This window comes from Profundibacterium mesophilum KAUST100406-0324 (genome assembly GCF_009835145.1).
Classification (GTDB): Bacteria; Pseudomonadota; Alphaproteobacteria; order Rhodobacterales; family Rhodobacteraceae; genus Profundibacterium; species Profundibacterium mesophilum.
This window is the reverse complement of record NZ_APKE01000016.1, coordinates 1-26,513: the sequence shown is the minus strand read 5'-3', so window position 1 is coordinate 26,513 and position 26,513 is coordinate 1. Positions and strand designations below refer to the sequence as shown.

Genomic DNA, 26,513 nt, shown 5'->3' with positions numbered 1-26,513 from the left:
GTTTTATAAAGGAGTTTGGACGAAATGGCGAAAATCTTGACGAGCGAGCGTCCCGTCACCCTGGTCGGGGGCGGCCCGCTCGACGCGCCGGAGCTTCGCGATTCTGTCGCCCGCGCGCCCTGCATCGCGGCGGCCGATGGGGGCGCGGGGCATGTGCTTGCCGCGGACCTGATGCCGGAGGCGGTGATCGGCGATCTCGATTCCCTCGCCCCGGGAGACGCGGCCCGGCTCCCGGCTGGCCGCCTTCACCACATCGCCGAGCAGGACAGCACGGATTTCCAGAAATGCCTGTCCCGGATCGCCGCGCCCCTGGTGATCGGCGTGGGGTTCAGCGGCGGTCGCCTCGATCACAGCCTCGCGGCGCTCGTGGCCCTGATACATGCGCCCGTCCCGTGCCTGCTGCTCGGGGCGCAGGATGTCGCCATGCATGCCGGGGCGGGGATCGCGCTCGATCTGCCGGTGGGCGCGCGGCTCTCGGTCTTTCCCATGGCGCCGGTCATGGGACGTTCGGAGGGTATCGAATGGCCCCTCGACGGGCTGCGGCTTTCTCCCGCGGGGCGGATCGGGACATCGAACCGGGTCACCGGACCCGTCAGGCTCGCCTTCGACGCGCCCGGCACGATCATCCTTCTGGAGCGCAGTGCCCTCGATGCGGCCATCGCCGCTGTCGCGTTCAGCAGTTCGGGACGTTGACCGCAAGCCCGCCAAGCGCGGTTTCCTTGTACTTGTCGCTCATGTCGCGCCCCGTCTGGCGCATCGTCTCGATCGCGGCGTCGAGCGGCACGAGATGGGTTCCGTCGCCGCGCATCGACAGGCTGGCGGCCGAGACGGCCTTGATCGCCCCGAGCCCGTTGCGCTCGATGCAGGGGACCTGGACTAGGCCGCGCACCGGATCGCAGGTCATGCCCAGATGATGCTCGAGCGCGATCTCGGCGGCGTTCTCGATCTGCTCCGGCGTGCCGCCCAGCACGGCACAGAGCCCGGCGGCCCCCATCGCGCTCGCGCTGCCGACCTCCGCCTGGCAGCCGCATTCGGCGCCTGAGATGCTGGCATTGTGCTTGACGAGCCCGCCGATGGCGGCGGCGGTCAACAGGAACTCGGGAAGGCGGGACGGATGCGCGCCGGGGACGTGATCGAGCCAGTATCGGATCACGGCGGGGATCACCCCGGCGGCGCCGTTGGTGGGCGCGGTGACGACCTGTCCGCCGGCGGCGTTCTCCTCGTTGACCGCCATCGCGTAGGCGCACATCCAGTCGTTGATCGTATGCGGCGCGGGCTGGTTCATGCCCCGCTCGGCCAGGAGCGCGCCATGGATCCGCGCGGCACGGCGCGGCACATCGAGCCCGCCGGGCAGGGTGCCCTCGGCGGCGAGCCCGCGCGCGATGCAGTCGGACATCACCTCCCAGATCCGGGCCATGCCGGCATCGAGCGTTCGTGCCGAATGTCGCGTAAGCTCGTTCTCGCGCTTCAGCGCGGCGATGCTCGTTCCCTTCGCCGCGCACATGGCCAGCATTTCCCGCGCGCTCTTGAAGGGGTTGGGCACGGGCGGGCCGTCATCGGTGTCGCGTCCCTCGGCAAGCTCGGCCTCGGTCAGCACGAAGCCGCCGCCGACCGAGTAGTAGGTCTCCTGCGCGATCACGTCGCCCTGCGCGTCCGTGGCCATCAGGCGCATCCCGTTGGCATGGCCGGGCAGGGCCTGCTTGCGGTCGAAGACGAGATCGGTCTTGGGATCGAAGCGCAAACGGCCCAGGGCCCCGGGCTCGACGCGGCGTTCGGCGGCGATCCGGCGCAGCGTGTCCTGCGCGTCACTGGCGTCGTAGCTTTCGGGGGTGATACCCGCGAGCCCGAGGATTACCGCCCTGTCGGTCGCATGGCCGACCCCCGTGAAGGCGAGCGAGCCGTGCAGCGAGACCCGCAATCCGGCCGCCGTGAACGGTCTGCCGCGCAGCGTCTCGAGGAACCGTCCGGCAGCGACCATCGGGCCCATCGTGTGCGAGGACGAGGGGCCGATGCCGATCTTGAACATGTCGAATACCGAAAGGAACATGCGAGTGCCTCCGCTTGCCGCAGGACAGGTGTAGTCGATCGCGCTTGGAGGCCATAGCGCGAAACCGACGCCCCGCGGGCCCGGCGCGCCAGGGAAATCAGGTGGACCCGCGCAGGGCCCGGTCCTCGGCCCTGATCCTGATTGCGAGAACGGCGGCGTTGAGCAGGGTGAAGAGAAGCGCGATGAGTGGCAGCCCGAGGGCGAGCGGCACCACCGCGATCTCGGCCACAACGAGCGTGTAGTTGGGATGGCGCAGGTAGCGGAACGGGCCGGCGGCGACGAGGGGCGCGTCGAGCACGATGATGCGGGTGGTCCAGCGCTCGCCGAGGGTGGCGAGGATCCACACCCGCAGCCCCTGCAGCGCGGCGAAGACGGCCAGCCATCCGGGATGGACCGGCTGGTCATGCCCGAACCACAAAAGCGTGGCGATCCAGGCGCTGTGCAGCAGGACGATGAGCGGGTAATGCCCCGGCGCGACCTCGCGCGCGCCGCGCTCCAGGAGACGTGCGGTGTTGCGCCTGGCCAAGATCAGCTCGGCGAGGCGCTGGACGATCAGGAAGCCCAGAAGCCAAGGCGCGGCCGTCTCCATCACGCGGTGATCGGCAGGAACGAGGCGGTGAAGCCCGGCCCGAGCGCCGCCATCACGAGGTCTCCGCGCTCCCCTGCCTCGAGGCAACGCTTGAGCACGAAAAGCACTGTCGGCGCCGACATGTTGCCCGCACCGCGCAGCACCTCGCGCTCGTGATCGAGCCGGCCTTGCGGCATGTCCAGCGCCTCCTCGAGCGCGAGCATCACCTTGGTGCCGCCGGGGTGGCACACGAAACGCTCGACATCCTCGACATCGCGCCCCATGCGCGAGAGGGCGGCCATCGCCGCCGCGCGGAACTCGTCGCGCGCGAATTGCGGGATCGAGCGGTCGAAGACGACGCCCAGACCGTCATCCTTGACGTCCCAGCCCATGATCCCGAGCGTGTCCGGCCAGCGATGTTCATGCCCCTCGTGCACGATCGGCGTGCCCCGGCCCCCGGGCTCCGCTGCAGGGTCCGGAGGCCCGCCCCCGGATGTCACCACCGCCGCCGCGGCGCCGTCCCCGAAGAGCACGGTCGCGATGATGTCGGCCTTGCGCGGGCGCTCCGAGCGGAAGGCCAGCGAACAGGTTTCGACCGCCACCAGCAGGACCGTGGCGCCGGGGCTCGCCGCAGCGAGAGCGCGTGCGGTCGCAAGACCAGTCACCCCGCCCGCGCAGCCCAGCCCGAAAAGCGGCACCCGGCGCGTGTCGGGGCGCAGGCCCAGCGCGCCGGCGGCCTGCGCATCAAGTGTGGGCGTGGCGATGCCGGTCGAGCTGACCGTCACCACGATATCGACCTCGGCGGCCGCGATCCTTGCATCGGCGAGCGCGGCCTTTGCTGCCCGGATGAAGAGTTCGGTCGCGCCTTTCATGTAGGCCGCGTTGCGTTCCTCCCACCCATGGGGCACGTGGAACCAGTCCATGGGCACGACCGAGTGACGCATTTCTACCCCGGCGGCATCGAATGCCGGCACGAGACGTTCGAAATGCGGGAATTGCGGCGCCAGAAGCGCGCGCGCGGCCTCGAGCACCTGCGACTGGGGCAGGGCATGGGGCGGCAGCGCGGTGCCCAATCCGCGCAACCTGACCGTGGGGCCGGCCGCGATGCCGGTGCCGGCCGGCGCGGCGCCCGTCCGGGTCAGGGGAAGGGGATTGTTCATGGCGGGTCTCCTCGTGCAGCGGCCATCGGGCGCCTTGCGCATGCGCCCGGACCAACAGGGGAGCGGCGATAAAGTTTCCCGCCCCCGTGCCCCCGCCCCGCCCCCGTGCCCCGCCCCCGCGCCGCAGCGTCGGAAGGCAAGCACGCGCGGCTTCGGGACGTCTCGGCGCGCAACCGGCGGCCCGCGGCCCGTCCCCGCACCGTCCGAACGAGGCCCGCGGGAGATCGGGACAAAACCTCCTCGCACCGGCGGGATGATTTGCCTATAACCCTCGCAGTTCAACGGAGATCGCATTATGTCAGGCCACCTTTCGCCCATCGATACCGCCAAGTTCGTCGCCGCGAAACGGGCCTGCGACTATGTCGAGGACGGCATGCGCGTGGGTCTTGGAACCGGTTCGACCGCCGCGTGGCTGGTCCGCTGCCTGGGGGAGATGATCCAGAAGGACGGGCTGCGCATCACCGGCGTGCCGACCTCGACCCGGACCGCCGAGCTTGCGCGGCAAGTGGGGATCACCGTGACCAGCCTCGACGAGGCGCGCTGGCTCGACCTGACGATCGACGGGGCGGACGAGTTCGACGCCGAGCTGAACCTGGTGAAGGGTGGCGGCGGCGCGCTGTTGCAGGAGAAGATCGTGGCCACGGCAAGCGACCGGATGATCGTGATCGCCGACAAGTCCAAGCAGGTCGAGACGCTGGGCGCCTTCCCGCTGCCCATCGAGGTCGTGCCCTTCGGCTGGCAGACGACCAAGGCGCTGGTCGAGGAAAGCCTGTCATCGCTCGATGTGCTCGGCGACAGCACGAGCCTGCGGCTGAACGGCGACATGCCCTTCGTGACAGACGAGGGCAACCACATCCTCGATCTGCATCTCAAGCGCATCGGCAATGCGCGGCAGCTTGCCCTGGTGATCAACCAGATCCCCGGCGTGGTCGAGAATGGCCTTTTCATCGACATCTGCGATATCGTTGTGATTGGCCACGGCAATGGCAAGGTCGAGGTGAAGGACATCAACACCGGCACTACCCAGGAGGACCGGATCGAATTCGTCGACAGCGACAACCTCTTTTCGGATCTTGGAGACTGACAGCATGGCATTCGATTATGATCTCTTCGTCATCGGCGGTGGCTCCGGCGGGGTCCGGGCGGCGCGCACCGCCGCGGCGACCGGCGCATCCGTGGCGCTGGCCGAGGAATACCGCATGGGCGGGACCTGCGTCATCCGGGGCTGCGTGCCCAAGAAGCTGATGGTCTATGCCTCGAGCTACCCGCGCAGTGTCGAGGATGCCGCGGCCTATGGCTGGAAAACGCAGATCGGGGCGTTCGACTGGCGCCATTTTCGCGGCACGCTGCATGCCGAGCTCGACCGCCTGGAGACGGTCTACCGCAAGACCCTGGGCAATTCGGATGTCGAGATATTCGACAGCCGTGCCAGGCTGGTCGACGCGCATACCGTCACGCTGGCCGATGGCAGCACCATGAGCGCGCGCCATATCCTGATCGCGACCGGCGGGCATCCGATCCGGCCCGATCTGCCGAACGCGCAGATGGGCATGGTCTCCAACGACATCTTCCAGATGGAAACCCTGCCCGAGAGCATGCTGATCGTGGGGGGCGGGTATATCGCCTGCGAATTCGCCTGCATCCTGACGGGGCTGGGCGTCAAGGTGACGCAATATTATCGCGGCGCCCAGGTGCTGCGCGGCTTCGATGACGAGGCGCGCGGGCTGGTGGCCGAGATGATGCGCGCACAGGGCGTCGATCTTCATGTCGGCACCAACATCGTCGAGATGGCGCCCGCCTCCGAAGCGCATCCCGAAAGCGGCGGCGGCACCGCATCCGACGCGGCAGACAGTGCGCCGGTGGGCCAATCGGTCGGGCATGGCGGCGGCGAGACGCGCAATCTCGAGGTCGACGCGCCTTTCGAGGATCACGGCCCCTTGCGCGTCAAGGCGACCAACGGCTCCGAGCGGGTCTTCGACACGGTGCTCTTTGCGACGGGACGGGCCCCCAACACCCGCGAGCTGGGCCTCGAGGATACCGGCGTGCGCCTGGGTCGCAAGGGCGAGATCGAGGTGGACGACTACTCGCAAAGCTCGGTGCCCTCGATCTACGCGATCGGCGACGTCACCAACCGCCTGGCGCTGACGCCTGTCGCGATCCGCGAGGGGGTGGCCTTCACGAACACCGTCTTCTCGGGCAATCCGACCAAGCCCGATCACGATCTCGTTCCCTCGGCGATCTTCACCCAGCCCGAAATGGGCACGGTCGGCATGACCGAGGAGGAGGCGATGGAGCGCGGCGGGGTCGAGATCTACTCGACATCCTTCAAGGCGATGCAGCAGGCTTTCGCAGGCCGGACCGACCGTGTCCTGATGAAATTGATCGTGGATGCCGAGAGCCGCACGGTTCTGGGCTGTCATATCGTCGCGGAGATGGCCGGCGAAATGATCCAGCTTGCCGGGATCGCGATCAAGATGGGTGCGACCAAGGAGCAGTTCGATCAGACCTGCGCGGTGCATCCGACCATGGCCGAGGAACTGGTCACCATGAAAACCCCCGTGCGGCGCGCTTGAACCTGTGGGCCGCAGTATACAATTAACAGTCGAACCCGAATTCCTACACGAAGTTCAGACCGACAGAAGGGATTGCACCTAAGATGGCGAGCAATAACGGCGGACCCTGGGGCAGCGGCCCTCGCGGCGGCATGGGTGGCGATGGTGGCGGCAGCGGTGGAAACGGCCCCGATCGCCGTCCCGGATCGCGCCGTCCCGGCGAGGGGCCGCAGGTGCCCGATATCGACGAGATCATGAAGAAGGGCCAGGAGCAGCTTCGCGTCCTGATGGGCGGACGCGGCGGCAATCGCGGCGGCAACGGCACGGGCAGCGGCGGGCCGGGCTTCTCGCGCGGCACCTTCATCATCGCCGGGCTCGCGGCGGTCGTGCTGTGGCTCTTCGCCAGCTTCTACACCGTGCGCCCGGAAGAGCAGTCGGTCGAACTCTTTCTCGGCGAATACAGCTCCACCGGCAATCCGGGCCTGAACTTCGCGCCGTGGCCCTTCGTCACCGCCGAGGTGATCCCGGTCACGCGAGAGCAGACCGAGGATATCGGTGTCGGACGCGGGCAGGGACGCGATGACGGCCTGATGCTGACCACCGACGAGAACATCGTCGATATCGATTTCCAGGTGGTCTGGAACATTTCCGATCCGGCGCTCTATCTCTTCAACCTCGCCGAGCCCCAGGAAACCATCCGCGCCGTCTCCGAATCGGCCATGCGCGAGGTCATCGCGCAATCCGAACTGGCGCCGATCCTGAACCGGGACCGCGACCTCATCGCGGCCACCGTGCAGCAGCTCATCCAGGATACGCTCGACGCCTATGACAGCGGCGTGAACATCGTCCGCCTCAACCTCGACAAGGCCGACCCGCCCACCGAGGTGATCGACGCCTTCCGCGACGTGCAGGCCGCCGAACAGGAGCGTGACCGTCTCGAGCGGCAGGCCGACGCCTATGCGAACCAGGTGCTCGCCGGAGCGCGGGGCGAGGCGGCGCAGGTGCTCGAGCAGGCCGAGGGCTACCGGGCGCGCGTCGTCAACGAGGCACAGGGTGAGGCGAGCCGCTTCTCCGCCGTGCTGGGCGAGTATCGCAAGGCGCCGGAAGTGACGCGCCGGCGGCTCTATCTGGAAACCATGGAAGAGGTTCTCGGCCGTGTCGACAAGGTCATCCTCGATGACGAGGGCTCCGGCGCGCAGGGCGTCGTGCCGTATCTTCCGCTGAACGAACTGGGCCGTAATTCCGGCAGAGGGAGCAACTGATGCGCCGAACCACAATCATCCTGGTCGCCGCGGTCGCGGTGATCGTTCTGCTGCTCAGCTCGGTCTTCATCGTGGACGAGCGCCAGAAGGCGCTGGTACTGCAATTCGGGCAGATCCGCGACGTCAAGGAAGAGCCGGGCCTCGCGTTCAAGGTTCCGCTGATCCAGGAGGTCGTGCGCTACGACGACCGCATCCTGTCGCTCGACACCGATCCGATCGAGGTCACGCCCAGCGATGACCGCCGCCTTGTGGTCGATGCCTTCGCGCGCTACCGCATCGCGGATGTCGAGCAGTTCCGCCGCGCCGTGGGCGTGGGCGGCATCCGTGCCGCCGAGAGCCGCCTCGCCTCGATCCTGACCACCCAGACGCGGGCGGTCCTGGGCTCCGACGGCGTGACGTCGAACACCATCCTGTCGTCGGACCGGGCCGCGCTGATGACGCGCATCCGTGACGAGGCGCGCCGGCGCTCCGCCGCGCTGGGCCTCGAGGTGATCGACGTGCGCCTCAAGCAGACCGCTCTGCCCGAGCAGAACCTCGCCGCGACCTTCGAGCGGATGCGCGCCGAGCGCGAACGCGAGGCGACGGACGAGCGGGCCCGCGGCGAGGAAGCGGCGCAGCGCGTGCGTGCCCTTGCCGACCGGACGGTCGTCGAGCTGGTCTCCGAGGCGCAGAAGGAGAGCGAGATCGTGCGCGGTGAAGCTGATGCCCGCCGCAGCGGGATCTTCGCCGAGGCCTTCAGCGCGGATCAGGAATTCTTCGAATTCTATCGCTCGCTGACGGCTTATCAGCGCTCGCTGAACGAGGGGAACTCGACCCTGATCCTGTCGCCCGACAGTTCCTTCTTCGACTATCTCAAGTCCGACCAGCCGCGCGGGCGCGTGCAGCCTGCGCCCGCGGCGAGCGCGAATGCCGGGGGCACCCAAACCGGCGCTTCCGCACCCGCCGCCGCCAGCGGAGATGAGACCCCGCCCGCCGAGACGCAGACCGGCGCGCAGACCGGTTCCGGCACGGGCGATGAGCGGCCCGCTGGCCAGGAGGCGCCGGACGGCGCCGCCGACACGTCCCTCGACGATGCCCTCTTCGGGCCCGAAGGGGAGGCCGGCAGCGACGAGGGCACGGCCCCCGCGGCCGAGGGCGATGCGGCGGTCGATCCGGACCGCGCCGCGCCGGCGAACTGATGCTTCAGCTCCTTTACGGAGCGGGACTTGTGCTCGTGATCGAGGGGCTGGTGCTTGCACTGGCCCCTTCGCGTATCGAGGACCTCTTCGATCTGCTGCGCCGGATGCCGCCCGAAACCCGGCGCGTGATCGGGCTTGCGGCACTGGCATCGGGCGTCGCACTTGTCTGGCTCGCGCGGGGACTGGGCGCGGAATAGGGCGCGGCGGGCACGAAGCGGGACCGGCGGCGCAATGTTACGGGTTTTCACGCTCCGTTGAGAGCGTGCAACAGGCCTTTGAGATGCTGCGGCACGTTCCTATTTATAGGATGCGATCAGCGGGAAACCCGATGCGCCATGTCCCCGTGCCATGGCGGCGGGCCCCCGGAACAGGAACTCAGCACGCTATTCAGAGGAGAAGAGTGTGATCTCTCAAGTCCAAACCGCAGCCCCCATCATCCAGCGCCCGCAGCGCCTCGTCTCGGCCTTCGCCATCGCCGCGGCCCTGGCGCTCGCCCCGGCCGTCGCCACCGAGGCCCGCGCCGCGCCGGAGAGCTTCGCCGACCTTGCCGAGCAGGTCAGCCCTTCCGTCGTCAACATTACCACGTCGACCACTGTCGCGGCCCGCGGCGGTCCGGCGCCGGTGGTGCCCGAAGGCTCGCCCTTCGAGGATTTCTTCCGCGATTTCATGGACCGTAACGGTCCCGGCGCACCGGGCGCCCCCGATCGCGGCGCGCGCCGCAGCCAGGCGCTCGGATCGGGTTTCGTGATCTCCGAGGATGGTTTCATCGTCACCAACAACCACGTCATCGACGGCGCGGACGAGATCACGATCGAGTTCTTCAACGGCGAGGAGCTGATTGCCGAGGTGATCGGCACCGATCCCAACACCGACATCGCCCTGCTGAAGGTCTCGAGCGAGGCGCCGCTGGTGCCGGTTCCCTTCGCCGACAGCGACACGTCGCGCGTGGGTGACTGGGTGATGGCCATGGGCAACCCGCTCGGACAGGGTTTCTCGGTTTCCTCGGGCATCGTGTCGGCGCGCAACCGGGCGCTTTCGGGCACCTATGACGACTACATCCAGACCGACGCGGCGATCAACCGGGGCAATTCCGGCGGCCCGCTCTTCAACATGGACGGCGAAGTGGTCGGGGTGAACACGGCCATCCTGTCACCCAATGGCGGCTCGATCGGCATCGGTTTCGCGATGTCGGCCAATGTCGTCAAGCGCGTCATCGACCAGCTTCAGGAATTCGGCGAGACGCGCCGTGGCTGGCTTGGCGTGCGTATCCAGGATGTCAGCGATGACATCGCCGAATCGATCGGCCTCGAAACGGCCGCCGGCGCACTCGTCACCGATGTTCCCGAGGGACCCGCGGCCGAGGCCGGGATCCAGTCCGGTGACGTCATCACCAGCTTCGACGGTGTCGAGGTCGAGGATACGCGCGGATTGGTGCGCCAGGTCGGCAATACCGAGGTTGGCAAGGCCGTCAGGGTCGTCGTCTTCCGCGAGGGCAAGACCGAGACACTGAAGATCACCCTTGGCCGCCGTGAGGATGCCCAGGCGATCCCGGCATCGATCGACGCCGAGGAAGACCTGCCGCAGAGCTCCGAAGAGCTGCTGGGCCTGACCCTGACCCCGCTGAACGCGGAGATCCGCGAACAGCTCGGCCTCGACGAGAGCGATGACGGCATCGCGGTCGCCGATGTCCAGGAGGACAGCGAAGCCTACGAGAAGGGCATCCGCGCGGGTGATGTGATCACCGAGGCGGGCCAGGAGAAGGTCGCCTCGACCGCCGAGCTCACCACCCGCATCGAGCAGGCCCGCGAGGCCGGCCGCAAGTCGCTCCTGCTGCTGGTGCGGCGCAATGGCGAGCCGCGCTTCGTGGCCCTGCCGCTGAGCTGATCGGCAGCGCGGCACCGTCTTGGCCGCGGATGGACAGGGGCGCTCTCCGGTGGGAGGGCGCCCTTTCTCATGTCCCGCTCCCGCCCGTTCGCAGCGCCTCCGCGCGGCTGTAGCGGACAAGCCCGAGCCGCTTGGCCGCGGCAATGCTCAGCACCCCGCTATCGAGGCCCTGCTCGGCCTGGAACCTGCGGATGGCGGCACGGGTGGGCGCATCGAGCGTGCCGCTGGGGGCCTGCGCGTAGAGACCGCGCACCTTGAGGGCCCGTTGCAGGCTTATGATGAAGGCGCGGGTCATCACCTCCGGGCAAGGGGTTTCGAACCAGATGCTCGCGCGGTCCTCGACGATGCGCTGGTGGGTGACGGTGCGGTAGCCGGCGGGGCTCAGGACGGTGCCATCGGCATCGCGGCGCTCGGGCACGCGCAGGTGCTCGGTCACCGTCTCGACCCGCGCCGGCGTGTCGTCGCGTGCCCGGCATTCGCCGCTCTTCGGCGCATCGCTCGGCGGGGCGCTGCGGCGCACGACGAGTTCGGGCTCGGCGAAGCGCGACACGGGCGGCGGGCTCGGGGCGCAGCTGGCCAGGAGGAGCGCGGCCAGAAGAAGCGCGGCCAGAAGAAGCGCTTTCGCGGCATGACCGCGTGCCGTGTCCCGGTCTTCGGGCTGTCGCGTCTTCGTGAATGCCACGGGCTCGACCCTTTCGCGAGGCACGGCGCGCCATGGTGCGCCGCCGGCACAGTCTAGGGGCATGGGGCCGGGCGGCAAGGCGTCAGCCTTCGGGCCGGTCGATTTCGCCTTGCTCGGGATCGGCGCGCAACAGATCGTCGAGCATCCAGCTGATATCCTCGATCTCCTCGGCGATGACATGGATGACGCCGCCCTCGCGCTGGACCCGGCCCAGAACCCGCAGGCAGCGCCCGGCGATCACCGCCCGCCGGAACCGCTCGTAGAGCGATTTCCACACGATCACGTTGCAGGTTCCCGTCTCGTCCTCGAGCGTGAGGAAGATCACCCCGTGGGCCGTGCCGGGCCGCTGCCGGATCAGCACGAGCCCGGCCACCCGGACGCGCGCCCCGTTCGGGGGAATGTCGAGTTGCCCGGCAGGCAGGCAGGCGGGGGGGCGCGGCCAGCCGGGGGGAGGGGGGTCGAAATCGCTCATGGAACATATATAGAACATCGGCGCCGTGCGGCCAAGGGAGCGCCTTGGCATGGCGCAAATCTCGTCCGATCCGGGTGATCGCACTGGCCGGGCCACCGGCACCGCCTTACATAACGGTTTCAGGAATATAAGAGGGACGAAATGGCGAAAATTACCTATATCGAACATGGCGGCAAGGAGCATGTCGTCGAAGTGGCCAACGGCATGACGGTCATGGAGGGCGCGCGCGACAACGGCATTCCCGGCATCGAGGCCGATTGCGGCGGTGCCTGCGCCTGCTCGACCTGCCATGTCTACGTCGCCGAGGACTGGTCCGAGAAGCTTCCCGCCAAGGACGCGATGGAGGAGGACATGCTCGATTTCGCCTACAAGCCCGATCCCGCCCGCTCGCGCCTGACTTGCCAGCTCACGGTGAGCGACGCGCTCGACGGACTGGTGGTGCAGATGCCCGAGAAACAGATTTGAAACCTGTCATCCGCTCTCTTCTCACCGCCGCGACCTGCACGGCCCTGTGGTCCGGCACCGCGCGCGCTGAAATCACCGAGGCCTTCTACGACACGCCGACCGATCGCTATGCCCACGGAATTCTGGGGGACGAGATCGAATGGGGCACGCTCGTGATGAAGACCCATGAAGGGCGCGAGTTGCGCCTGACCCTGCCCGAGAGCCGGGTCTTCGAGGATACCGAGCCGCGTCTGGCCGATGTCGATGGCGACGGCAAGCCGGAGGTCCTCGTGGTGGAGACGGACCTCTCACGCGGCGCGCGGCTGTCGGTCTACGGGATCGAGGGCCTGATCGGCGCGACCCCGTTCATCGGCACGCCCAACCGCTGGCTCGCGCCGATCGGCGCGATCGATCTCGATGGCGACGGGGTGATCGAGATTGCCTATGTCGACCGTCCGCATCTGGCCAAGGAGCTGATGATCTGGCGGTTCGTCGACGGCGCGCTGGAGCTTGCGGCCAGGGCGCCCGGCCTGACCAATCACCGGATCGGATCGCCGGTGATCGAGGGCGGGATCGCGCAATGCGACACGGGCCCGGTGATGGTTCTGGCCGACGGGGACTGGCGCGAGGTGATGCATGTCACCTTTGCCGGCGGCGTGCTGCGGTCGCGTCCGGCCGGTCTTTACAAGGAAGCCGGCTCGCTCGATCTCGCCGCGGCCTGCTGAGGCGCGGCGTCCGGGCGCCTCGATGCGGGCCATGCCGGGGGGCCTTCGGGTCACGCTGAAAGCGCGCTGTCTCAAGTCGTGCAGGGGGCGCGCCGGTTATCCTCGCGGCCGAGGGCGCGCCAGGCGATGTCGCGGCGGAACACCGCTTGCGGCCAGTCCACCGCGTCGCAGAGCGCATAGGCCATTTCGCAGGCCCGCTCGAGTGTATCGGCACGCGCCGTCGCACCGAGCACCCGGCCACCCGCCGAGACGATCTTGCCGTCCCGCGCGGCCGTTCCGGCGTGAAAGAGCATCTGCACGCTGCTTTCGGGCAGGGTCTCGAGGCCGCCGATGACGTCGCCCTTGCCATAGGCGCCGGGATAGCCCTGCGCCGCCATCACCACGCAGACGGCGTGATCCTCGGCCCAGTTCACCCGCATCTCGGCAAGACGCCCCTCGGCGCAGGCCTGCATCAGGTCGAGCGCCTGCGCGCCGAGCCGCATCATCAGCACCTGCGCCTCGGGATCGCCGAAACGGGCGTTGAACTCCACGAGCCGCGGCGCGCCTTCCTCGATCATCAGCCCGACATAGAGAACCCCTTGGTAGGGCGTGCCCCGCCGCGCCATCTCGGCCATGCAGGGACGCACGATCCGCTCCAGCGCCGCCTGCGTCACCGCATCCGTCATCACCGGCGCGGGGGAATAGGCTCCCATGCCGCCGGTATTGGGCCCGGTATCGCCCTCGCCGATGCGCTTGTGATCCTGCGCCGTGCCGATCGGCAGGACGGTCTCGCCATCGCACAGCACGAAGAAGCTCGCTTCCTCGCCGGTCATGAATTCCTCGATCACCACCTCGGCGCCGGCCCCTCCGAACGCGCCGCCCAGCATGTCGTCGACAGCCGCGATGGCATCGGCCTCGGTCTCGGCGACGACGACGCCCTTGCCGGCGGCCAGCCCGTCGGCCTTGACCACGATCGGCGCCCCTATCCTGGCGATATGGGCATGGGCGGGAGCGGCGCTGTCGAACCGGGCCCAGCCTGCGGTCGGGGCGCCGGCCGCGTCGCAGATCTCCTTGGTGAAGCGCTTGGACGCCTCGAGTTGCGCCGCCTCCCGGCTGGGCCCGAAGACCAGCAGGCCGGCGTCGCGCAGTTCGTCGGCAACCCCGGCGGCCAGCGGCGCCTCCGGCCCGATGATGACGAAGTCGATCGCCTCTGCCTCGGCCAGCTCGACCACCGCGCCGGCATCTTCCGTGTCGAGCGACGCGCATTCGGCGATCTGCGCGATGCCGGCATTGCCCGGCGCCACGATCAGGCGGTCGCATTTGGGGTTCTGCATCACCGCCCAGGCGAGCGCGTGTTCGCGGCCACCGCCGCCGAGAATGAGGATATTCATGTCGGAACTCCGCCCTGCCTGTCAAAAGCTGGGCTCTGGTAGCAAGGATTGACGGGGCTGGCCAGCGCGGCTTAGGTGTTCGCCTGTCGCTCGGAATTGCCGGGCGGGATGCGGCCCGCCCACCGCCCACCGCCCGATATCCCGTCCCACTCGTGCCCCATGCGAAAGGTTCCCGCCATGACCCGATGCCAAGGACAGCCCACTCGTCCTCGCGCCACCGCGCGCGCGCTCTGTCCCGCCATGCCGATCGCGCCGGGCCCGGAGACGGCGCGATGAGCGGACTCGACGATCTTCTGGACGAAGGCGGGCCGGGGCCGAACACGCCCGAATTCACCGTCAGCGAGATTTCCGGCGCGCTCAAGCGGGTGATCGAGGGAGAATTCGGCCGGGTGCGGGTGCGCGGAGAGGTCGGACGGGTCTTCGCGGCACGCTCGGGGCATCTCTATTTCGACATCAAGGACGAGCGCAACGTGCTCGCCTCGGTTGCCTGGAAGGGGCAGGTGGCCGGGCTCGCGGCGCGGCCCGAGGAGGGGATGGAGGTGATCGCCACGGGGCGGCTGACCACCTTCGGCTCGCAGTCGAAATACCAGCTGACGGTGGATGACCTGCGCCCCGCCGGGGTGGGCGCGCTGATGGCGATGCTCGAGAAGCGCAAGCGCCAGCTCGAGGCGGAGGGTCTCTTCGACGCGGCCCGCAAGAAGCCGCTGCCGTTCCTGCCGAAGGTGATCGGGGTGGTCACATCGCCCTCGGGCGCGGTGATCCGTGACATCCTGCACCGTCTGGCCGACCGTTTCCCGCGCAAGGTGCTGGTCTGGCCGGTGGCCGTGCAGGGGCAGGCGAGCGCGCCGCAGGTGGCGCGCGCCATCGAGGGGTTCAACGCGCTGACGCCGGATGGGGCGATCCCGCGCCCGGACCTGATCATCGTGGCGCGCGGCGGGGGCTCGATCGAGGATCTGTGGGGGTTCAACGAGGAGATCGTCGCCCGCGCCGCCGCGGCCAGCGACATTCCCCTGATCTCGGCGGTGGGCCACGAGACGGACACGACCCTGATCGATTACGTCTCCGATCACCGCGCGCCAACCCCGAGCGCGGCGGCCGAGCGCGCGGTTCCGGTGCGGCTCGACCTGTTGGCATGGACCGATGGCCAGGGCGCGCGGCTCGCGCGTGCCGCCGCCCAGGCGATCGCACTGCGCGATCAGAGGCTGCGTGATCTCGGCCGTGCGCTGCCGCGTCCGCAAAGCCTGACCGGGCAGGCGCGCCAGAGGCTCGATCACGCTGAAATGCGCCTTCCCGCGGCCTTGAAGGGAACGGTCGCGGCCCGCCGTTCGCGCCTCGCCGAGGCGGCCGCCGTGCTGCGTCCGCAGACCCTCTCGCGGCAGCTTGCCGGCACCGCGCGCCAGCTCGCGGCGCTCGAGACGCGCCTGCAGCCGGCGCTTGGCCGGGGGGTCGCGATGCGCCGGGAGCGCCTGGCGCAATGGCAGGTTCGCCTCGCCGGCGGGCTGCGCCGCGGACTGGCCGCCAGGAGCGGCAGTTTCACCCCCCTCGCCAAGCGGCTGGTGCCGTCCCTGGCCGAGCGGAGGCTGCGGGTCGGGCAGGATCGTCTCGAGACGCTGTCGCGGCGTTTGTCGCGGATCGGCATGTCCCGGCTCGAGGAGCGCCGCGCGCGGCTCGCCGCGCTCGACCGCCTGCGCGAGACGCTGGGCTACCGCGCGACATTGCGCCGGGGCTATGCCGTGGTGCGCGCGGATGGCGCGCTTGTCACGCGCCGGGCCGAGGCGGAGGGCGCGAAAGGGCTGGAGATCGAGTTCGCCGACGGGCGGCTCCAGATCGGCACGCCCCGGCGCAAATCCACTCCCAAGTCACCCCCCCCGGAGCAGGGCAGTTTGCTCTGAGGCCCCGGCGCGGTCATTGCGCCGTCACCGCGGGGATGCCGTGGCCCCGTCTGTTGCCGCCGCGTTTCGGATGGCCGCGACGCGCCTGTCCATCAGGCGCCGCCAGCCGCGCGGCCACAGCGCGAGCGTCGCCATCATCGGAAGGGGGGCGGGCAGGCGGGGCGCGCCGTCGGCGATGCCCAGGGCACCGTAGGGCAGGCCCGGCGACTGGTGGTGGCGCGAATGATGCGGTGCGTTCAGCAGCATCGCCGCCGAATAACGGTGCGGGGCGTTCCAGCTGTGCCCCGCGCCGACCGGCGGCAGGCGTCCGTCGGCGCCGCGCGGCCGGACGAGGCCGTAATGCTGCACGTAATCGGTCATCAGGAGCTGGCTCTGCGCGAGACCGGCAAGCGACAGATACCAAGGCAGGACGTGCCAGCCGAAGGCGAGCCCGCTGGCGGCAAGGCAGCCGGCCGCGCCGCCGACATAGACCAGGTAGGGGTGATGCCGCCACCATGCCGCGCCGTGACGCTTCCTGAGCCTTCGCGTCTGTGCCGCCGCGCCGGCCCGGAACCCGCCGATCCACGCACGCGGCAGATAGCGGTAGAGCGACATGCCCCGCGGCGCCGTGGCGGGATCGTCGGGCGTGCCGACGAGCGGGTGATGCACCAGCATATGCGCCGCGCAATGATGTCCGAAGAGCAGAGTGACATAGATCGCCGCGCCCAAGCGGTGCAGTCCGCGCGCCGGACGGTGGATGAGCTCATGCGCATCGGCATTGGCAACCTGGCCCGCCCACAGCCCCATCGCCAGCAACAGGCCGGCCCGCTCGAGCCCGCCCAGGGCCGCGCCGCCGGTGCCCGGATGCCCCGCAAGGGCGCGCAGCACCAGGGCGAGAAGCGCGAAATGGGCAATGGCGATCGCCACGGGCAGGGCGGTCCAGCGCAAGGAGGGAACTGCCGCGCCGGGCGGTGCGGCCGGCGCGGCGGGGAGCTGCCGGTCGAGGATTGCCGCCCCGAGGGTCATCGCCGCGAGCGCCGCGGCGATCCACGGCCCACCAAGCTGCGTGCCCACGGCGATCAGCGCGGCGGGCAGGAGCGGGGCGGCGGCATGGAGAATCATCTGGCCCGGCATCGGCGTCCTCCATGTTGCGCAATCTGGCGTGCCGATCATAGACGGATGGACGCCGGGTGGAAGCCAAAGAGCGCCCATACGTCGCCATCATGCCACCGGAGGTCGCGCCGGTACGACAGGCATCCGCGCCGCCGCGCGATGATGGGACCGATACATAAGTCGTGCCGGTCCGTTTTCCGCGTGGCCCGGCGCGCCGCAGCCTCTAGTCTGGTTCCAGACAGGCACATGATCGCGGCAGGAGGAGACGTAGATGGCGCTCGACGATGGCAAGGAGGTCTGGAAATCGGGCAAGGGCAAGGGGCGTGCGACTCCCAAGGGACGCCAGCTCGACGACGAGGCCTGGGCACGGATCCGCGATCTTCTCGCCGATCGTCCGCGCCGCAAGGACCTGCTGATCGAGTATCTGCACCTGGTCCAGGACAGGTTCGGCCACCTTTCGGCGGCGCATCTTCGGGCGCTGGCCCACGAGCTGTCGCTGAGCCAGGCCGAAGTCTACGAGGTTGCCAGCTTCTACGCGCATTTCGACGTGGTGCGCGAGGGCGAGACGCCGCCGCCCGCCCTGACCATCCGGGTCTGCGATTCGCTCAGCTGCGAGCTGGCCGGGGCGCAGACGCTGAAGGCCGCGCTCGAGGACGGGCTCGACCCGGCGCAGGTGCGGGTGCTGCGCGCGCCCTGCATGGGGCGCTGCGACACCGCGCCGGTGCTCGAGATCGGGCATAACCATATCGACCATGCGACGGTGCAGAAGGTCGAGGCCGCGATCGCCGCGGGCGACACCCATGCGCATCTACCAGGCTACGAGACCCATGCCGATTATGCCGCCGGGGGCGGCTACGAGACGCTCGGGAAACTGCGGAGCGGCGGCGACTGGGAGGCGGTGCAGCAGCAGGTGCTGGAGAGCGGGCTGCGCGGGCTGGGCGGGGCCGGCTTCCCGTCGGGCAAGAAATGGGGCTTCGTGCGCGCCAATCCCGGGCCCCGCTACCTCGCGGTGAACGGCGACGAGGGCGAGCCGGGCACCTTCAAGGACCGCTACTGCCTCGAACGCAGGCCGCATCTCTTTCTCGAGGGCATGCTGATCGCCGCATGGGCGGTGGAGGCCGAGACCTGCTTCATCTACATGCGCGACGAATATCCCGCCGTTCTGGAAATCCTGCGCCGCGAGATCGCCGCCCTGGAGACGGCCGGCATCGTGGCGCCCGGCTACATCGATCTGCGGCGCGGAGCGGGTGCTTATATCTGCGGCGAGGAAAGCGCCATGATCGAGAGCATCGAGGGAAAGCGCGGCATACCGCGCCACCGCCCGCCCTACGTGGCACAGGTCGGCATCTTTGACCGTCCCACGCTGGTGCACAATGTCGAGACGCTGCATTGGGTCGCGCGGGTCTGCCGCGAGGGGCCGCAGGTGCTGTCGGCGACCGAGAAGAACGGGCGCAAGGGGCTGCGCAGTTATTCGGTTTCGGGCCGGGTGGCGGCGCCGGGCGTCTACCTTTTGCCGGCGGGCTCGACGATCACCGATATCATCGAGGCGGCGGGCGGCATGGCCGTGGGCCATGTCTTCAAGGCCTACCAGCCGGGCGGACCGTCCTCGGGGCTGCTCCCGGCCAGCATCGACGACGTGCCGCTCGATTTCGACACGCTGCAGCCCCTCGGCAGCTTCATCGGGTCGGCGGCCGTGGTGGTCCTGTCGGAGCAGGACAGCGCCCGCGATGCCGCGCTCAACATGCTGCGCTTCTTCGAGGATGAAAGCTGCGGACAATGCACGCCCTGCCGGGTGGGCTGCGAGAAGGCGGTCAAGCTGATGCAGGCCGAGCGCTGGGACAGCGACCTGCTCGAGGACTTGTGCGTGGCGATGACCGATGCCTCGATCTGCGGTCTGGGGCAGGCGGCGCCCAATCCCATCAAGCTGGTGATGGAGCATTTCGCGCAGGAGGTCGGCACGGGCGGCGATGTGCCGGACGATGCGGGCTATGACAGCGACCAAAGTCTCGAGCGGCGCGGTCAGGACGGCTGACGCCGCCCCGTCTCGCCCCGCCCCGTCTCGCCCCGCCTCGTCTCGTCCTGGCCCGTCTCGGGCCGCCGCGCCCTGGCCCTCGTCCCGCGTGCCTCGGCTCAACCGGACGCGGCGCGCGCGAGGGCGGCACGGGTGAGCGGGATCGCCTTGAACTCCTTGGCCTTGCCGGGGCGACGCATCTGCAGCGGGCGACTGAGCCAGTCGAACCATCGCAGCCGCCCGGCGCGCGCCAAGGCCGCCGACCACAGCTCGGGGCCGGCGGCGCGCCGATAGGCGCCGAGCGCGGCGTCGATCTCGGGACGTGGCTCCTGGCTGACCGCATGGGCGCCGAGCGCGAAAAGCAGCAGATCGTCGGCATGTCCCGCCGGGGTGTTGCGCGCGGCCGCGTAGCGCTCGGGGTCGATGAAGACGATGCGCCTGCCATCCCAGCACAGATCGCGCGGCGCGGGACGGCCATGGCTGTGACCCGAGAGGTGAAGGCGGGCAAGCGCGTGCCCGGCCTCGGCAAGGACGGTGATCCGCCGCGCGGCGCTGCCTTCTCCCTCGCGCAGGATCGCGGCGAGCGACAGGCCCGCATCCTCCACCGCGAGATGCGCGGGACCCGCGTCGAGGATATCCGGAACGGGGCAGCCCGCGGCGGCAAGGGCCCGCAAACCGGCCATCTCCGCGGCGAAGGCGCGCGCGGGATCGCCCTTTTGAAGGCGTCGCAGGCCGGCAAGGCGCTCCGGCCGCTTGATCCAGATCACGCGCCCCTCGTGCTCGAGGCGCTGCACGCGGGCGGGATTGGCGGCGAGGGCGGCGCGGATCGCGGCGGACAGGGCGGGATCGGTCATGGCGAGACTATAAGTTGCGCGCGCGCTGCCGCAATCCCCGCCTCCCTTCCATCCGCGCTCCAACTGTCCTAGGTGGGAGTGAAGCAGGGGGCCGGCCATGTCATTCTTCAACAAGCTCAAGACCAAGCTCTTCAAATCCTCCTCCAAGCTGGAGGATGGGCTGGACGCGATCGTCGCCGATGGCGCGGAGGAGGAAGGCACGCAGGAGGCCCGGGAGCCGGCCTCTTCCCGTTCGGGTGCGCCCGAGCCGGATGTGCCCGAGCCGGATGCACCCAAGCCCGATGCACCACGGCCCGATGCGCCAGAGCCATTCCCGTCGCCCGCGCCCAGCCCGGCACGGCCCGACGATCCCGCGCCGCAACCCGGCCCGCGCGATCCCGCCCCCGCCTCTCCACCGCCCGAGGCGCCGCAGCCGCACGACCCGCAGCCGGCCGGGCCGGCAGGCGCCCCCGGACCCCTCGCCGATCCCGCGGCGCCCCCCGCGCCTCCCGCGCCGCAGGAATTGCCCGCCGGCTCGCCCCCGCTCGAAGTGCCGCGGCCAGATGCCCCGTCCCAGGCGCCCGCGCCGATCGAGCTGCCGGAACCGCCCGCCTCCGGCGGCGGGCAGGAGGCGGATGTGGAGGCGCGCGGCGAGCCCGGCCTCCTGGGGCGCATGTTCGGCCGGCGAAGCGCCGCGCCGCGCCGTATCCTCGACGACGAGATGCTCGAACAGCTCGAGGAGTTGCTCATCGCTTCGGACATGGGCGTCGAGACGGCCCTCCGGGTGACCGCGAACATGGCCGAGGGACGGTTCGGAAAGCGGCTCTCGAGCGACGAGATCAAGCGCCTCCTGTCGCAGGAGATCGCCCGCATCATGGAGCCCGTCGCCCGGCCGATGCCGCTCTATGCCAAGCGCCCGCAGGTGGTACTGGTCGTCGGGGTGAACGGCTCGGGCAAGACCACGACGATCGGCAAGCTGGCCAGCCAGTTCCGCGCCGCCGGGAAATCGGTGGTGATCGCGGCGGGCGACACGTTCCGCGCGGCCGCGGTGGAGCAGCTTCAGGTCTGGGGCGATCGGGCCGGGGTGCCGGTGATGACCGCGCCGCAGGGCTCCGATCCCGCCAGCCTCGCTTTCGACGCGATGAGCCGGGCGGAGGCCGACGGTGCGGACTTGCTGATGATCGACACAGCCGGGCGCCTTCAGAACCGTGCCGACCTGATGGAGGAGCTGGCCAAGATCGTGCGCGTGATCCGCAAGAAGGATCCCTCCGCGCCGCATAACACGCTGCTTGTCCTCGATGCGACGACCGGACAGAACGCCCTGAACCAGGTCGAGACCTTCCAGAAGCTCGCGGATGTCTCGGGGCTCGTGATGACCAAGCTCGACGGAACCGCCCGTGGCGGCGTGCTGGTGGCGCTGGCCGACCGTTTCGCCCTGCCGATCCATGCGATCGGGGTGGGCGAGCAGATCGACGATCTCGCACCCTTCGAGCCGGAGGAATTCGCGGCGGCCCTGACCGGCTCGGTGCCGCGTTGACCGGGCACCGGCCGGGGCACGGACACGAGCACGGATACAGGCACGGGCACCGGACAGGCGCGGGCGCCGGATCAGCCGCTCGCGCCTGAGCGCGCGCCGCATCTCGGCCGCGCGGGCACGGGGCCCTGCATCCCCGCTCAGTCCTCCTCGGGATCGCCCTTGCTCATCCGGCGCTCCGCCGCGCCGACGAGGCCGACGATCGCCACGGTGATGACGCTTGCCATGAAGGCGAGCGGGATCTGCCCCGAGCCGCAGGCCAGTCCGACCGCGCCCGAAAGCCACATCGAAGCGCCGGTCGTGATGTTGCGCACCTGGCCGCCGGAGGTGAAGATGATCCCCGCCGCCAGGAAGGCGACGCCGGCGGTGACCGCCTCGATCAGGCGCAGCGGATCGATCCTGATCTCGCCATCGCTGCCGAAGGGCAGGCTGCCGAGTTGCTGGCTGACGATGATGAAGAGGGCCGCGGCCACCGAAATCAGCATATGGGTGCGCAGACCGGCCGGTTTTCCGCGCCGCTCTCGCTCGATGCCGATCAGCCCGCCCAGAACGAGCGCCGCCGTCAGGCGCGCGGCCGCCACGGCCGGGGGCACATTGGTGAACGATCCGCGCATCTCGTCGAGCAGAATTTCCAGCATAACCTCGCGTCCCTTCGGAGAAGGCTTCTGCCGCAAAGCGGGAAGGCGGGCAAGTGCCCGTCCCGAAGCGTCCCGGGGCCCGCAATCACCCGCATGTGCGCCCCCGCCGGCTCGACATGACGCGGCGCCGGCGCTATGCGCGGTGCGGGACAGTCGGCATGCGCGCCGCCGGCCTGTCGAGCGAAACCGCGCAACGGAGTGCCTGATGAGCGAGAAATCGATCTCCCCCCTGACCAAATCGATCCTTGAGCTGGGGCCGGTGGTGCTGTTCTTCGTGGCCTATCTGTGGCTGCGCGATCGCAGCTTCCTGATCGGGGGGACCGAGTATTCGGGCTTCGTCCTGATCACGGCGGGCTTCGTGCCGGTCATCGCGCTGAGCACGTTCCTGCTGTGGCGGTTGACGGGCTCCGTGTCGAAGATGCAGCTGGTCACGCTGGTGCTGGTGGTGATCTTCGGGGGCCTGACCGTCTGGTTCAACGACGAGCGTTTCTTCAAGATGAAGCCGACGCTGATCTATGCGATCTTCGGGGCGATCCTCGGCATCGGCCTGCTGCGCGGACAGAGCTACCTGCGCCTCGTGATGGACGAGATGATCCCGCTCGACCAGGCGGGCTGGATGATCCTGACCCGCCGCTTCTGTGCGTTCTTCTTCGGACTGGCCGTGCTCAACGAGTTGATCTGGCGCACGATGTCCACCGATGCGTGGGTGAACTTCAAGACATTCGGCCTGACCATCGCGATCTTCGCCTTCTTCCTCGTGCAGGGAAAGCTCTTCCGGGAGCATGGAACGGCGCAGAAATAGCGCTCAGCTGGGCTTGCCGAAGAGGTTGGCCTGCTGGGCGCGGCTCGGCGCGGTCTCCTGCCGCTTCTCGGCGAAAAGGGCGCGCCCCGCCGCGACGCCCGGCCGCGCGGCCAGCGTATCGAGCCAGCGGGCCATGTGCGGCTTGTCCTCGAGCGTCTGCTGCTGCCCCTCCCAGAGCGATGCCCAGGGCCAGATCGCCATGTCGGCGATGCTGTAATCGGGGCCGGCCACGAACTCGTGGCGCGAGAGCTGCAGATCGAGCACGCCGTAAAGGCGCGCGACCTCGCGGCGGTAGCGGTCCTTGGCATAGGGAATGTCGTTCGGGGGGTCCATGCGTGGCGCGTATTTGAGGAAATGGTGCGCCTGCCCGGCCATCGGGCCAAGGCCGCCCATCTGCCACATCAGCCATTGATCGACCGCCATCCGGCCGCGCTCGCCGCGGCCGGTGAAGCGGCCGGTCTTGCGGGCGAGATATTGCAAAATCGCCCCCGATTCGAAGAGCGAGACCGGCGTGCCGCCGGGGCCTTCGGGATCGGTGATCGCCGGCATCTTGCCATTGGGCGAGAGGGCGAGGAAGGTGGGGGCGAACTGATCCCCCGCGGAAATGTCGATCAGATGCGTTTCATAGGGCAGACCCATCTCCTCGAGGGCGATAGAGATTTTCCAGCCATTCGGGGTGGGCCAGTAATAGAGATCGATCTGCGAAGTCATGCCGGGGCTCCTGCGGGTTCGCCTCCAGACTGGGCCGGGCGCGCTCGGCATGCAAGTCCCGCAAGGCGCGGCGAAGGGGTTCCAGCGGCGGTGCGGCGCGGCCCAGAAGGTGCCGGTAGAGGGCGAATGTCCCCGGTTGCAGGTAGCATCCCCAATGCGAGACGAGACGGCTCATCCGCTGCTGCGGGAAACCGAGCCGGTCGAGCGCGGCGCAGGTGCCCGGCATGTCGATCGGCAGGTCGAGCCAGCGCGGATGGTCCCGGCCCAGCCCGCGGCCAAGGCTCTGGCCGGGCGCGGCGAAGGCGATCTCGAGCGCCATGTCGAAGAGCCGGTTGCCGAGGCTCGTGACATTGACGATCTCGGTCCCCCCGCCGGTGCCGCTCCCCGCCGCAAGCGCATCGCGCGCCGATCGGCGCAACGCCGCCGCGGAAAGCAGAATCGCGCGTCCGGCCGCCCCGCTCGGGGCCGCCGCGACGGCGCCGAGCACGAGCCTGGCGCCCAGCGAATGGGCAAAGAGATGCACGGGCCGCCCGGCCGCCTCTGCCAGCGCGCCGAGATGACGGCCGAGAGCCGCCCCCGCGGCGTCGGCGCGGCGTGCCACCTGCCACAATGGGCCGCGCGCCGGCCATCCCAGCGCGATGCAGACCGGCTCTCCCGGCCGCGGCCTGCGGCGCGGAACACCGAGCGCGCGCGGCCAGGAGAAGGCCCGTGCGAAGCCCGGCTCGGGCGTCAGCGAAAGCAGCCGACGATGCGGACAGCGCGGCCCCGCGCCGGGACTGTAGCGCAGCCCGTGGGTCATCACGATGATCGGGCTTCTGGACAGGCTCCGGGCCGCAACACGGCAGGCCTCGGGCCAGCCGGCGATCTCGCCCGAAGCGGTGTAATCGCATCGCAGTAACGGCATGTCGGCGCCTCCGCTCATCACTCTCCCCGAGGCTATGAGGCTGTTGTGCAAAGATGGTAAATCGGGGGCGCGCGCTGCTTGACCGCCCCGCGCAACGCCATTATTGGAGGACGCTGTGGCGATTTGATCACCCGATTGCGGGCCACGTTAAACAATCCGCTAAAGAGGTCAGGGCCAACCCCCGGCGCCTCTGAGCGGTGGGGGTTTTCTCTGTCTGGAAGGATTACGGCAATGGACGAGAACTGGGGCGATCGCACGAAGATGGTCCATGCGGGCGTGCGCCGCAGTCAGTATGGCGAGGTCAGCGAGGCGATCTTCCTGACCCAGGGCTTCGTCTATGACAGCGCCGAGCAGGCCGCCGCGAGGTTCGAGAAGGCCGGCCCCGACGAGTTCATCTATGCCCGCTACGGCAATCCGACCACGGCCATGTTCGAGGCACGCATCGCCGCGCTCGAGGGGGCGGAGGACGCCTTTGCCACCGCCAGCGGGATGGCGGCCGTCAATGGCGCGCTGAGTGCGATGCTGAAGGCGGGCGATCACGTGGTCAGCGCAAGGGCGCTCTTCGGGTCCTGCCGCTATATCCTCGAGGAGATCCTCACGCGCTACGGCGTCGAGGTGACGTTCGTGGACGGCACCGATCTGGACGCCTGGCGTGCGGCGATCCGCCCCGACACCCGGGCCGTCTTTCTCGAATCGGTTTCCAACCCGACCCTCGAGGTCGTGGATCTGCGCGCCGTGGCGCAGCTTGCACATGCGGCCGGCGCCCTCGTCGTCGTCGACAATGTCTTCACCACGCCCGTCTATTCCAAGGCGATCGCGCTCGGCGCGGATGTCGTGATCTACTCGGCCACCAAGCATATCGACGGGCAAGGGCGGGCGCTGGGCGGGGTGATCCTCGGCACCCACGAGTTCATCCGCAAGACCGTCGAGCCCTATCTCAAGCATACCGGCGGGGCGATGTCGCCCTTCAACGCCTGGATCATGCTCAAGGGGATGGAGACGCTCGATCTGCGGGTGCGCGCGCAGGCCGCGACCGCGCAGACGATCGCCGAGGCGCTCGGCACGGATGCGCGGCTGACGCGGACGATCTATCCCGGCCTCACCTCCCATGCGCAGCACGCCATCGCGATGGAGCAGATCGGGGCGGGGGGCACGGTCGTGTCCTTCGAGATTGCCGGCGGGCAGGAGGCGGCCTTCAGGTTCCTCAATGCGCTGCGGATCGTGCTGATCTCCAACAACCTGGGGGATGCCAAGTCGATCATCACCCACCCGGCCACCACCACCCATCAGCGCCTCTCGCCGGAGACGAAGGAGCAGCTTGGCATCGCGCCGGGCCTGGTGCGGCTGAGCGTCGGGCTCGAGGATGCCGCCGACCTGCTGGCGGACCTGCGCCAGGCCCTGGACAAGGTCGCGCAGGACTGAGCATCGGGGCGCGGCGCCGGCCCGGGGGCACGGGGTTGCAAGCACCGGGCCGAAAGTGGCGGGACATGGGCATCGGGGCAGGGCGCCGCCTTTGAAAGAAGCGCGCGCCATGCCTATCTGGGGAGGGTCCAAGTCAGGAGGCCCGGACCATGAACGCACTGCTCGAAAAGACGCGCAAGATCGATACCGCGGCCCGGAGCGGGGAGGCGGCGCCGGCCTCCCCCACGCCTCCCGTTCCTTCGGGGCCCCCGCCGTCCTCGGGGTCTGCCTATCCCGCTCTGGCGCGGGCCTACCCTGAGGATTTCTCGGCGGACGCGGTCTACCGCGCGA

Annotated in this window: 25 protein-coding genes, 1 pseudogene and 1 riboswitch; of the genes and pseudogenes, 15 read left to right on the top strand and 11 right to left on the bottom strand. The window is 69.4% G+C overall.

The genetic code is table 11. The features are described from left to right. The first annotated feature begins 24 nt into the window (after positions 1-24). Positions 25-693 carry a thiamine diphosphokinase gene (locus PMES_RS07250; protein ID WP_159964928.1) on the top strand — a complete coding sequence of 223 codons (669 nt, stop codon included), beginning with the start codon at positions 25-27 and terminating at the stop codon, positions 691-693. On the opposite strand, the gene PMES_RS07245 is transcribed toward PMES_RS07250, so the two are convergent. From PMES_RS07245 to PMES_RS07235, 3 genes are all read right to left on the bottom strand, one after another. Then, positions 674-2,047 (bottom strand): L-serine ammonia-lyase, encoded by a 1,374-nt coding sequence (locus PMES_RS07245; protein ID WP_159964926.1) that lies wholly within the window; start codon positions 2,045-2,047, stop codon positions 674-676. The two genes, PMES_RS07250 and PMES_RS07245, sit on opposite strands and share 20 nt — an antisense overlap. A gap of 97 nt (positions 2,048-2,144) precedes the next feature. Beyond that, positions 2,145-2,636: an isoprenylcysteine carboxyl methyltransferase family protein gene (locus PMES_RS07240; RefSeq protein ID WP_159965054.1), complete on the bottom strand. Its 492-nt coding sequence runs from the start codon at positions 2,634-2,636 to the stop codon at positions 2,145-2,147. After that, entirely contained in the window at positions 2,636-3,775 is a 1,140-nt protein-coding gene (locus PMES_RS07235) for a type III polyketide synthase (protein ID WP_159964925.1), read from the bottom strand. The genes PMES_RS07240 and PMES_RS07235 overlap by 1 nt, the downstream gene beginning before the upstream one ends. 295 nt (positions 3,776-4,070) lie before the next feature. Between PMES_RS07235 and rpiA the strand changes: the two genes are divergently transcribed. The 6 genes from rpiA (at position 4,071) to PMES_RS07205 (ending at position 10,651) form a co-directional block, all read left to right on the top strand. Then, positions 4,071-4,859, top strand: coding sequence for a ribose-5-phosphate isomerase RpiA (rpiA, locus tag PMES_RS07230; protein WP_159964923.1), 789 nt, complete (start codon positions 4,071-4,073; stop codon positions 4,857-4,859). Positions 4,860-4,863: 4 nt separating this feature from the next. Then, on the top strand, positions 4,864-6,348 hold the full coding sequence (locus PMES_RS07225) for an FAD-dependent oxidoreductase (protein ID WP_159964922.1): 1,485 nt from the start codon (positions 4,864-4,866) through the stop codon (positions 6,346-6,348). A gap of 83 nt (positions 6,349-6,431) precedes the next feature. After that, positions 6,432-7,589 carry an FtsH protease activity modulator HflK gene (hflK, locus tag PMES_RS07220; RefSeq protein WP_159964920.1) on the top strand — a complete coding sequence of 386 codons (1,158 nt, stop codon included), beginning with the start codon at positions 6,432-6,434 and terminating at the stop codon, positions 7,587-7,589. Continuing rightward, a complete protein-coding gene (hflC, locus tag PMES_RS07215) occupies positions 7,589-8,767 on the top strand; it encodes a protease modulator HflC (RefSeq protein WP_159964918.1) in 1,179 nt (392 codons plus the stop codon). Before hflK ends, hflC begins: the two co-directional genes overlap by 1 nt. Then, positions 8,767-8,964: a DUF2065 domain-containing protein gene (locus PMES_RS07210; RefSeq protein ID WP_159964916.1), complete on the top strand. Its 198-nt coding sequence runs from the start codon at positions 8,767-8,769 to the stop codon at positions 8,962-8,964. Before hflC ends, PMES_RS07210 begins: the two co-directional genes overlap by 1 nt. 151 nt (positions 8,965-9,115) lie before the next feature. Continuing rightward, a complete protein-coding gene (locus PMES_RS07205) occupies positions 9,116-10,651 on the top strand; it encodes a DegQ family serine endoprotease (protein WP_159964915.1) in 1,536 nt (511 codons plus the stop codon). A 67-nt stretch (positions 10,652-10,718) separates the two neighbouring features. Here the strand turns inward: PMES_RS07205 and PMES_RS07200 are convergent, their stop codons facing one another. Further along, on the bottom strand, positions 10,719-11,333 hold the full coding sequence (locus PMES_RS07200; protein WP_236549732.1) for a peptidoglycan-binding domain-containing protein: 615 nt from the start codon (positions 11,331-11,333) through the stop codon (positions 10,719-10,721). Positions 11,334-11,415: 82 nt separating this feature from the next. Next, entirely contained in the window at positions 11,416-11,805 is a 390-nt protein-coding gene (locus tag PMES_RS07195) for an OB-fold nucleic acid binding domain-containing protein (RefSeq protein WP_236549731.1), read from the bottom strand. Positions 11,806-11,946: 141 nt separating this feature from the next. On the opposite strand from PMES_RS07195, the gene PMES_RS07190 reads away from it, so the two are divergent. Beyond that, positions 11,947-12,270: a 2Fe-2S iron-sulfur cluster-binding protein gene (locus PMES_RS07190; RefSeq protein ID WP_159964912.1), complete on the top strand. Its 324-nt coding sequence runs from the start codon at positions 11,947-11,949 to the stop codon at positions 12,268-12,270. Beyond that, positions 12,267-12,974, top strand: a complete 708-nt coding sequence (locus PMES_RS07185; protein ID WP_236549730.1) for an FG-GAP repeat domain-containing protein — start codon at positions 12,267-12,269, stop codon at positions 12,972-12,974. The genes PMES_RS07190 and PMES_RS07185 overlap by 4 nt, the downstream gene beginning before the upstream one ends. 71 nt (positions 12,975-13,045) lie before the next feature. Here the strand turns inward: PMES_RS07185 and purD are convergent, their stop codons facing one another. After that, on the bottom strand, positions 13,046-14,344 hold the full coding sequence (purD, locus tag PMES_RS07180; protein ID WP_159964911.1) for a phosphoribosylamine--glycine ligase: 1,299 nt from the start codon (positions 14,342-14,344) through the stop codon (positions 13,046-13,048). 272 nt (positions 14,345-14,616) lie between these two features. On the opposite strand from purD, the gene xseA reads away from it, so the two are divergent. After that, a complete protein-coding gene (gene xseA / locus PMES_RS07175; RefSeq protein WP_159964909.1) occupies positions 14,617-16,236 on the top strand; it encodes an exodeoxyribonuclease VII large subunit in 1,620 nt (539 codons plus the stop codon). 24 nt (positions 16,237-16,260) lie between these two features. Here the strand turns inward: xseA and PMES_RS07170 are convergent, their stop codons facing one another. Next, complete coding sequence (locus PMES_RS07170) at positions 16,261-17,349, bottom strand: alkane 1-monooxygenase (protein WP_236549729.1); 1,089 nt, start codon at positions 17,347-17,349, stop codon at positions 16,261-16,263. A gap of 250 nt (positions 17,350-17,599) precedes the next feature. Here PMES_RS07170 and PMES_RS07165 point away from each other — a divergent pair, with 250 nt between their 5' ends. Further along, entirely contained in the window at positions 17,600-19,360 is a 1,761-nt protein-coding gene (locus PMES_RS07165) for an NAD(P)H-dependent oxidoreductase subunit E (protein WP_159964908.1), read from the top strand. A gap of 98 nt (positions 19,361-19,458) precedes the next feature. Here the strand turns inward: PMES_RS07165 and PMES_RS07160 are convergent, their stop codons facing one another. Further along, positions 19,459-20,193, bottom strand: a complete 735-nt coding sequence (locus PMES_RS07160; RefSeq protein WP_159964906.1) for a BUD32 family EKC/KEOPS complex subunit — start codon at positions 20,191-20,193, stop codon at positions 19,459-19,461. 97 nt (positions 20,194-20,290) lie between these two features. On the opposite strand from PMES_RS07160, the gene ftsY reads away from it, so the two are divergent. Then, positions 20,291-21,709: a signal recognition particle-docking protein FtsY gene (gene ftsY, locus PMES_RS07155; protein WP_159964905.1), complete on the top strand. Its 1,419-nt coding sequence runs from the start codon at positions 20,291-20,293 to the stop codon at positions 21,707-21,709. Positions 21,710-21,846: 137 nt separating this feature from the next. Here ftsY and PMES_RS07150 read toward each other — a convergent pair whose 3' ends face one another. Next, the gene (locus tag PMES_RS07150) at positions 21,847-22,344 is read right to left on the bottom strand and encodes an MgtC/SapB family protein (RefSeq protein WP_159964903.1); all 498 of its coding nucleotides are present in this window, start codon (positions 22,342-22,344) and stop codon (positions 21,847-21,849) included. Between the two features lie 205 nt (positions 22,345-22,549). Here PMES_RS07150 and PMES_RS07145 point away from each other — a divergent pair, with 205 nt between their 5' ends. Continuing rightward, complete coding sequence (locus PMES_RS07145; RefSeq protein ID WP_159964901.1) at positions 22,550-23,146, top strand: inner membrane-spanning protein YciB; 597 nt, start codon at positions 22,550-22,552, stop codon at positions 23,144-23,146. Between the two features lie 3 nt (positions 23,147-23,149). On the opposite strand, the gene PMES_RS07140 is transcribed toward PMES_RS07145, so the two are convergent. Both PMES_RS07140 and PMES_RS07135 read right to left on the bottom strand, forming a co-directional pair. Beyond that, complete coding sequence (locus PMES_RS07140) at positions 23,150-23,857, bottom strand: glutathione S-transferase family protein (RefSeq protein ID WP_159964900.1); 708 nt, start codon at positions 23,855-23,857, stop codon at positions 23,150-23,152. Further along, entirely contained in the window at positions 23,769-24,761 is a 993-nt protein-coding gene (locus tag PMES_RS07135; protein ID WP_159964898.1) for a hypothetical protein, read from the bottom strand. Before PMES_RS07135 ends, PMES_RS07140 begins: the two co-directional genes overlap by 89 nt. Before the next feature lie 105 nt (positions 24,762-24,866). Beyond that, a riboswitch (SAM riboswitch) is annotated at positions 24,867-24,945 on the top strand. Positions 24,946-24,992: 47 nt separating this feature from the next. Here PMES_RS07135 and metZ point away from each other — a divergent pair. After that, positions 24,993-26,183 carry an O-succinylhomoserine sulfhydrylase gene (metZ, locus tag PMES_RS07130; RefSeq protein ID WP_159964896.1) on the top strand — a complete coding sequence of 397 codons (1,191 nt, stop codon included), beginning with the start codon at positions 24,993-24,995 and terminating at the stop codon, positions 26,181-26,183. A 149-nt stretch (positions 26,184-26,332) separates the two neighbouring features. Further along, positions 26,333-26,513, top strand: a pseudogene (locus PMES_RS16675) (GTP cyclohydrolase FolE2); the annotation flags it as partial.

Excerpts from the sequence above, each read along its gene's own strand:
- PMES_RS07250 (WP_159964928.1), top strand. The coding sequence starts at position 25 with ATGGCGAAAATCTTGACGAGCGAGCGTCCCGTCACCCTGGTCGGGGGC.
- PMES_RS07245 (WP_159964926.1), bottom strand. The coding sequence starts at position 2,047 with ATGTTCCTTTCGGTATTCGACATGTTCAAGATCGGCATCGGCCCCTCG.
- PMES_RS07240 (WP_159965054.1), bottom strand. The coding sequence starts at position 2,636 with ATGGAGACGGCCGCGCCTTGGCTTCTGGGCTTCCTGATCGTCCAGCGC.
- PMES_RS07235 (WP_159964925.1), bottom strand. The coding sequence starts at position 3,775 with ATGAACAATCCCCTTCCCCTGACCCGGACGGGCGCCGCGCCGGCCGGC.
- rpiA (WP_159964923.1), top strand. The coding sequence starts at position 4,071 with ATGTCAGGCCACCTTTCGCCCATCGATACCGCCAAGTTCGTCGCCGCG.
- PMES_RS07225 (WP_159964922.1), top strand. The coding sequence starts at position 4,864 with ATGGCATTCGATTATGATCTCTTCGTCATCGGCGGTGGCTCCGGCGGG.
- hflK (WP_159964920.1), top strand. The coding sequence starts at position 6,432 with ATGGCGAGCAATAACGGCGGACCCTGGGGCAGCGGCCCTCGCGGCGGC.
- hflC (WP_159964918.1), top strand. The coding sequence starts at position 7,589 with ATGCGCCGAACCACAATCATCCTGGTCGCCGCGGTCGCGGTGATCGTT.
- PMES_RS07210 (WP_159964916.1), top strand. The coding sequence starts at position 8,767 with ATGCTTCAGCTCCTTTACGGAGCGGGACTTGTGCTCGTGATCGAGGGG.
- PMES_RS07205 (WP_159964915.1), top strand. The coding sequence starts at position 9,116 with ATGGCGGCGGGCCCCCGGAACAGGAACTCAGCACGCTATTCAGAGGAG.
- PMES_RS07195 (WP_236549731.1), bottom strand. The coding sequence starts at position 11,805 with ATGAGCGATTTCGACCCCCCTCCCCCCGGCTGGCCGCGCCCCCCCGCC.
- PMES_RS07190 (WP_159964912.1), top strand. The coding sequence starts at position 11,947 with ATGGCGAAAATTACCTATATCGAACATGGCGGCAAGGAGCATGTCGTC.
- purD (WP_159964911.1), bottom strand. The coding sequence starts at position 14,344 with ATGAATATCCTCATTCTCGGCGGCGGTGGCCGCGAACACGCGCTCGCC.
- xseA (WP_159964909.1), top strand. The coding sequence starts at position 14,617 with ATGAGCGGACTCGACGATCTTCTGGACGAAGGCGGGCCGGGGCCGAAC.
- PMES_RS07170 (WP_236549729.1), bottom strand. The coding sequence starts at position 17,349 with ATGCCGGGCCAGATGATTCTCCATGCCGCCGCCCCGCTCCTGCCCGCC.
- PMES_RS07165 (WP_159964908.1), top strand. The coding sequence starts at position 17,600 with ATGGCGCTCGACGATGGCAAGGAGGTCTGGAAATCGGGCAAGGGCAAG.
- PMES_RS07160 (WP_159964906.1), bottom strand. The coding sequence starts at position 20,193 with ATGACCGATCCCGCCCTGTCCGCCGCGATCCGCGCCGCCCTCGCCGCC.
- ftsY (WP_159964905.1), top strand. The coding sequence starts at position 20,291 with ATGTCATTCTTCAACAAGCTCAAGACCAAGCTCTTCAAATCCTCCTCC.
- PMES_RS07150 (WP_159964903.1), bottom strand. The coding sequence starts at position 22,344 with ATGCTGGAAATTCTGCTCGACGAGATGCGCGGATCGTTCACCAATGTG.
- PMES_RS07145 (WP_159964901.1), top strand. The coding sequence starts at position 22,550 with ATGAGCGAGAAATCGATCTCCCCCCTGACCAAATCGATCCTTGAGCTG.
- PMES_RS07140 (WP_159964900.1), bottom strand. The coding sequence starts at position 23,857 with ATGACTTCGCAGATCGATCTCTATTACTGGCCCACCCCGAATGGCTGG.
- PMES_RS07135 (WP_159964898.1), bottom strand. The coding sequence starts at position 24,761 with ATGCCGTTACTGCGATGCGATTACACCGCTTCGGGCGAGATCGCCGGC.
- metZ (WP_159964896.1), top strand. The coding sequence starts at position 24,993 with ATGGACGAGAACTGGGGCGATCGCACGAAGATGGTCCATGCGGGCGTG.